The 5,207-nt window shown below is 64.1% G+C and carries 7 protein-coding genes; 3 read left to right on the top strand and 4 right to left on the bottom strand.

Features of this window, described 5'->3' with window-relative positions; all coding sequences use genetic code 11:
* Window positions 1-571 precede the first annotated feature (571 nt).
* From WBQ44_RS12385 to WBQ44_RS12395, 3 genes are all read left to right on the top strand, one after another.
* Window positions 572-847, top strand: coding sequence for a hypothetical protein (locus tag WBQ44_RS12385; RefSeq protein WP_495566985.1), 276 nt, complete (start codon window positions 572-574; stop codon window positions 845-847).
* Between the two features lie 137 nt (window positions 848-984).
* Window positions 985-2,058, top strand: coding sequence for an alkene reductase (locus tag WBQ44_RS12390; protein ID WP_495566986.1), 1,074 nt, complete (start codon window positions 985-987; stop codon window positions 2,056-2,058).
* A 513-nt stretch (window positions 2,059-2,571) separates the two neighbouring features.
* Window positions 2,572-2,733: a hypothetical protein gene (locus WBQ44_RS12395; protein WP_495566987.1), complete on the top strand. Its 162-nt coding sequence runs from the start codon at window positions 2,572-2,574 to the stop codon at window positions 2,731-2,733.
* A gap of 12 nt (window positions 2,734-2,745) precedes the next feature.
* Here WBQ44_RS12395 and WBQ44_RS12400 read toward each other — a convergent pair whose 3' ends face one another.
* The 4 genes from WBQ44_RS12400 to WBQ44_RS12415 all read right to left on the bottom strand — a co-directional run bounded on the left by WBQ44_RS12400 (window position 2,746) and on the right by WBQ44_RS12415 (window position 5,117).
* Window positions 2,746-3,573 carry a hypothetical protein gene (locus tag WBQ44_RS12400; protein WP_495566988.1) on the bottom strand — a complete coding sequence of 276 codons (828 nt, stop codon included), beginning with the start codon at window positions 3,571-3,573 and terminating at the stop codon, window positions 2,746-2,748.
* A 72-nt stretch (window positions 3,574-3,645) separates the two neighbouring features.
* The gene (locus WBQ44_RS12405; RefSeq protein WP_495566989.1) at window positions 3,646-4,356 is read right to left on the bottom strand and encodes a DedA family protein; all 711 of its coding nucleotides are present in this window, start codon (window positions 4,354-4,356) and stop codon (window positions 3,646-3,648) included.
* Between the two features lie 39 nt (window positions 4,357-4,395).
* A complete protein-coding gene (locus WBQ44_RS12410) occupies window positions 4,396-4,572 on the bottom strand; it encodes a hypothetical protein (RefSeq protein WP_495566990.1) in 177 nt (58 codons plus the stop codon).
* Window positions 4,569-5,117: a DUF2231 domain-containing protein gene (locus WBQ44_RS12415; protein WP_495566991.1), complete on the bottom strand. Its 549-nt coding sequence runs from the start codon at window positions 5,115-5,117 to the stop codon at window positions 4,569-4,571. Before WBQ44_RS12415 ends, WBQ44_RS12410 begins: the two co-directional genes overlap by 4 nt.
* Between the last annotated feature and the right edge of the window lie 90 nt (window positions 5,118-5,207).

Genomic DNA, 5,207 nt, shown 5'->3' on the forward strand with positions numbered 1-5,207 from the left:
GCCATACCCGCCGATCGTCGGCTCAATCGCCCGATTCGAACGGCAGGCAGCCGCCGACCGACGCTCGCTTACACTTCGCATGCGCGAGTCGGAGACGACTGCGTGCGCCGATCGCAGTTCTCCTACCTGGAGATGGATCATGGTCCCGAAAGGATGTAGTTGTCCGCTATGCGATTGCATCACAACCGGTTCCGTCAGCGTGCTGCGGGTTGTCGCCGCAACGGCGGTCACGGCCGCGGTCACGGTCGGAATGAGCGCATGCGGTGCGAGCGATGACAACCCGGGCGGCGACGCGACCACCGCGGAACTCGACAACAACACGCGTGTCATCGACACGGACCGGGGCCAGGTGACGGTTCCGGTAGCGCCTCGGCGCATCGAACGAACGACTCCAATCGATTGCGCCGACCGTGTTGATTTCGTCCTCCTTCAACACCTGGCAGGGCCAGCTCGAAGCGGTTGCGGACGCCGCGGGCGAGAGTGACGAGGTGGCCGAACTCGTTATGGCCTACGATGACAAGATCGCGGAGGTGAGGGCCACCATCGCCATCCCCGATTCCCCGGTCGCGACGTGTCGGCCAAAGCGAACTACCCGAAACTTCACGGCTCGGGCGACTCGTTCATCATCAGCAACGAGTTGCTCGCTCAGGTCGGCGACGCACCCACGATGTTCGTCGTTCCGGTTGCCGGCCGGTCTCTCGGCGAGCTGAGGCGGGATCCGCCGTACAGCACTTTGCCCGCCTTCGCCGCGGGGCAGGTCTACGAATTGCCGGCAACCAGCTACCGCCCGGATTACGACGGCGTCATGGGAACGCTCGATGTGATCGCACGGACCTTCACTCAATAGACGAACGGCGCTTCGTTCGCATCCTTCCCCGCTTCGTGACGGTCGTCTCTTCTCGGAATTGCGGACGGCGTGTGCCGGTTGTGCGCACAAGTAACCAATTCTCGAATCGATCGAACGTATGGAAAAGAGTCGAATCAGTGACGTTGTTTTCTCCGTTGACCCTTGGCGAGCTCACTCTCCGAAACAGGCTGGTCATGGCACCGCTGACCAGGGTGCGGTCGGGTCGCGACGGTGTTCCGGGCCCGATGGTCGTCGAGCATTACCGGCAGCGGGCTTCGCTGGGACTCATCATCAGCGAGGGTACGTACCCCAGCCACGCAGGACAGGGATTTCCCGGACAGCCGGGCCTCGTCACACCCGAGCAAATCGACGGGTGGCGCGCGGTGGCCGAGGCGGTGCATGCCGAAGGCGGCCTTATCGTGGCTCAGGTGATGCACGCCGGCCGGGTGACACACGAAGCAACAACCGGTGGGCACGAAGTCGTCGCACCGAGCGCAACAGCGATCGACGGCGAGACCCGGACATACGAAGGTAAGAAGCCGTATCCGGTGCCCCGTGCATTGGGCACCGAAGAGTTGTCCTCGGTGATCGACGAGTTCGTGCGCGGATCCAAGAACGCGATCGCTGCTGGGCTCGACGGTGTCGAACTACACGCGGCGAACGGATACCTGCTGCACGAGTTCCTCTCGCCCGCCTCCAATCACCGCGACGACGCCTACGGTGGATCGCCCGAAAACCGTGCACGCTTCGTCGCCGAGGTCGTCGAAGCTGTGGTGGACGCTGTCGGCGCCGGTCGAGTGGGAATCCGAATCTCCCCCGAGCACAACATCCAGGATGCCCTGGAGACGGACACCGGCGATGTGCGCGCAACGTACGGCGCGCTACTGGAACGCCTCGCGCCGCTGGGATTGTCGTATCTCAGTGTGCTGCACAAGGATCCGACAAGTGAGTTGGTACAGCTGTTGCGACGCGCGTTCGGTGGGCCCTTCCTCGTGAACAGTGGGTTCGGTGAAATCACGACCCGTGACGAGGCCCTTTCCATTCTCGCCGACGACATCGGCGAGGCAGTCGTCGTCGGACGCCCAGCGATCGCAAATCCCGATCTCGTCTACCGGTGGCAGCAGGACCTGCCGTTGAATGTGCCGGACGCAAGCACGTTCTACTCCGAAGGAGCCGTGGGTTACACAGACTATCCCGCGCTGCAACACTGATCAGGTTTCGGTACCGCCACACGGTGCCGACTCGAGGCCCGCACCGTTCTCGGTGCGGGCCTTGCTCGTTCGCTCGTCGACGAACGATTGCAGTCGGTCGATCGACGGACCGGCCGCACGGCCAACTCTTCCGCTTCGGCCGAAGGTAACCCCAGGGCGACGAGGATGCTCTCGGTCATGGCGTCGAAAACGCTTTGCACATGCGGCGACAGGTGCCCCCGACCGGTACCGATCTCTCGCTCCGCTGATCGAAGCGAGCTCGAGGCGGCCCAGGAAGCACTGCACTATCAGGCCAAGTTTGTCAGCCACGTCAGCGACACGATCGTGGTGTGTGCCCGCGGGGGCTGGTGACCAGCTGGAACCCAGCGGCGGAATCGGTCTACGGACAAACTGCATCGGAGGTGATCGGCCGCGAGTGTCCGCCGCACAGGTGGGTGACGATTTTGTACTGGTGTGCGCGGATCAAACAGCGCCATCGCGTCGGCGAACCGCGGCGCGAAGACAATTCTGGCCGTGGATACGAGCGTGAGCACGGTGGGACAGGCCGCGGCTCTGCTGTTCCTGGCCTACGACGGGGACCCGCGCAGCGCACAGGACGTTCCCAACGACGCAGACCTCGAGATGTATCAGGCCAAGCCGCTCTTGAAGCAACCTGCCGCAAACGGGCGGCCGTAGCCCCGGGTCGACTTACCGCGGTGCGATGATCCTGAGCAGGTCGTCCACCGTCGGAAGTGGCGGCAGTACGGGTAGCGCGACGACGGGCGGCACAAACACGGGCGGCGCGGTGAGCGGCGGGGGAGTGAGGTCGGCACCGCCCAAGGCGCCCAACACGTCCGCGGTCTGGGTGGACGCAGATCCGTACGTGTTCGCGGCCACCGAGAACTGATCACCGATCGACGCGGATGCAACGACGCTCGACCCATCGTCCGCCCAGCCCCACTTGGTGCCCGTTGCGCCGGCCAGCACCCCCGTGCCCCAATTTTGTACCGTTCCGTCCGTGGCAATCGGGGTTGCGGAGTTCATCCACTGCAGGACAGGGCTTGCCGGATCGGTCTGCTTCTTCGACTCCAGGAAACGCACCGTATCGGCCGTGCTCGTGTACGAGCTGCCCCAGAACCCGCCCCGCGACGTTGCCGACAATCCGAACTCGGACGAGATCGCGCCGATGGCCTGGGGGTACTTCGCGTCCAATTGTGAGGCAGCGCCGTCGTCACTCGATCTGATCATGCGCTCGGCGAGATCTCTATCGCTCTGCGAACCGTCACCGTGCCGCAGAGCGTAGTCGGCCATGTACATCTTGACCGTCGACAGTCCCGGACGAGCGGTGTTTTCGTTGGCCGTACCTACGTGAACGCCGGTCGGGGAGTGTTGGAACGACAGCGACGTACGCGAGGGCACGTCCGCGAAGTCGCCGGGTGCGGGCAATGCCGAAGCGGGCGCGCACACAGCCAGGGCGAAAGCGACGCCCACGACCGGGCCTGCGGCGAATACGGATAGGCGTCGGATTGCCGGCATGTCTTTGTCTCCTTGTGGCGGTGTGCCGCACATCGGCGCAGCAAACCGGGACCTACCCACCGGGCTTACAGTTCAATCTCCCCGGTGCTCGGGGGCCGTCGACTGCGATGGGGAGGCGGACGGCGATCGAGAGTCGGAGGGCGATCGCCGCGCGCGGATCTTCCTGATCGAAAGAACGAGCACGAGAGCCACGACGACGCCGATGACGACGTACTGGAACACCGATGCGTAGTTCTCGACGTAGTGCCAGTTCTCGCCGAGGAAGTAACCGGCGAAAACGAAGATGGAGTTCCAGATCAAGCTGCCGAGCGTGGTGTAGGCGGTGAACTGCAACAACGGCATTCGGGAGACCCCGGCGGGAACGGAGATACCCGATCTGACCATGGGAATCATGCGGCCGAAGAACACGGCCGACCTGCCGTGACGGGTGAACCAGTCCTCCGCCTTCGCGAGGCCCTCCGTGCCGACCAGCGGCATGCGATCGACTATCGCGTACAGCCGATCCCGACCGAGCTTGACTCCCAGCCAGTACAAAACCAGCGCGCCCAAGACGGAACCCGCCGTGGTCCAGAACAATGCACTGAACAGCGTCATGCCGCCCTGCGACGCGGTGAACCCGGCGAGGGGGAGTATTACTTCGCTCGGTAGGGGTGGGAAGAAGTTCTCGGCTGCGATGGCGATTCCGGCGCCTGGACCGCCGATTGCCTCCATCAAGCTCACTGCCCATCCGGCGATTCCGCCGAGTTCGTTCCCGGCGGCGGCAGCGATGTATGCGTCGTTCATTGCATCGACTGTACAAACCCCGGTTCGAGCATCAGCGGCTCAACGGTCCAGCAATGCGATGTACTCGTGCAACTGTTTCTCGGTGAGGTTGGCTTCGGTCAACGCCGTCAACACATCGGGGTCCAGATTCTCGGAGCTACCGTCTGCGAAGCGTCGCGCACCGTCCGCCGTCACACCCTGAGCTTTCAACGCGGCGAATGCCGCCTCGCCGCTCATACCCCGGCCGGTAGCGCACGTGCGGCAACGCCGCCACCCATGTTGTATCCGAGATGGCCTCCCAGCGCACCGCCGAGGCCTACGACCGTGAAACCAGCCAGGGCCAGCGCCTTCGACGTCGCGTCCGGTGCAGCGTTGGCAGGATCCTTGGCACGGCGACGGTACGAGGCAGCAAAGAGGCCGATAGCAACGGCATTGGTGCTCGCATGCACCAGACCCACCCGACGTTGCTGTTCGGTGAGCGTCGACCACGTCGCCCAGCCGGTGATCAACGCAGTCGGAGCCGTCAGCAATCCAGCCCCGATCAGGCGACGAGCCGCCTGACCGTCGGTACCAGCGAAGTCCAGATAAACAGCGCTGGTCCATAATCCGACGGATGAGTAGGCCATGATGGGATGCATCGGGTGGCCGACGAAAGTGCCGCGTAGTAGTCCGTCGATCGGGGACCCGTCGAGAACCGATCGCAGTTTGCGCGCGACCGCATCGCTGATCGGATCCAGGATGGACGCGTTTTCGAACGGCTTGAACATCGCTGTGAGATTCATGGCTGCCGGATACCCGGCCCGTCACTGCGTAACCGCCGGCGGTCACGCACACAAAACAACCCCGGGTGTACCGCACGCGTGCGGTACACC

This window comes from Rhodococcus sp. (in: high G+C Gram-positive bacteria) (assembly GCF_049591685.1).
GTDB lineage: Bacteria > Actinomycetota > Actinomycetes > Mycobacteriales > Mycobacteriaceae > Rhodococcoides.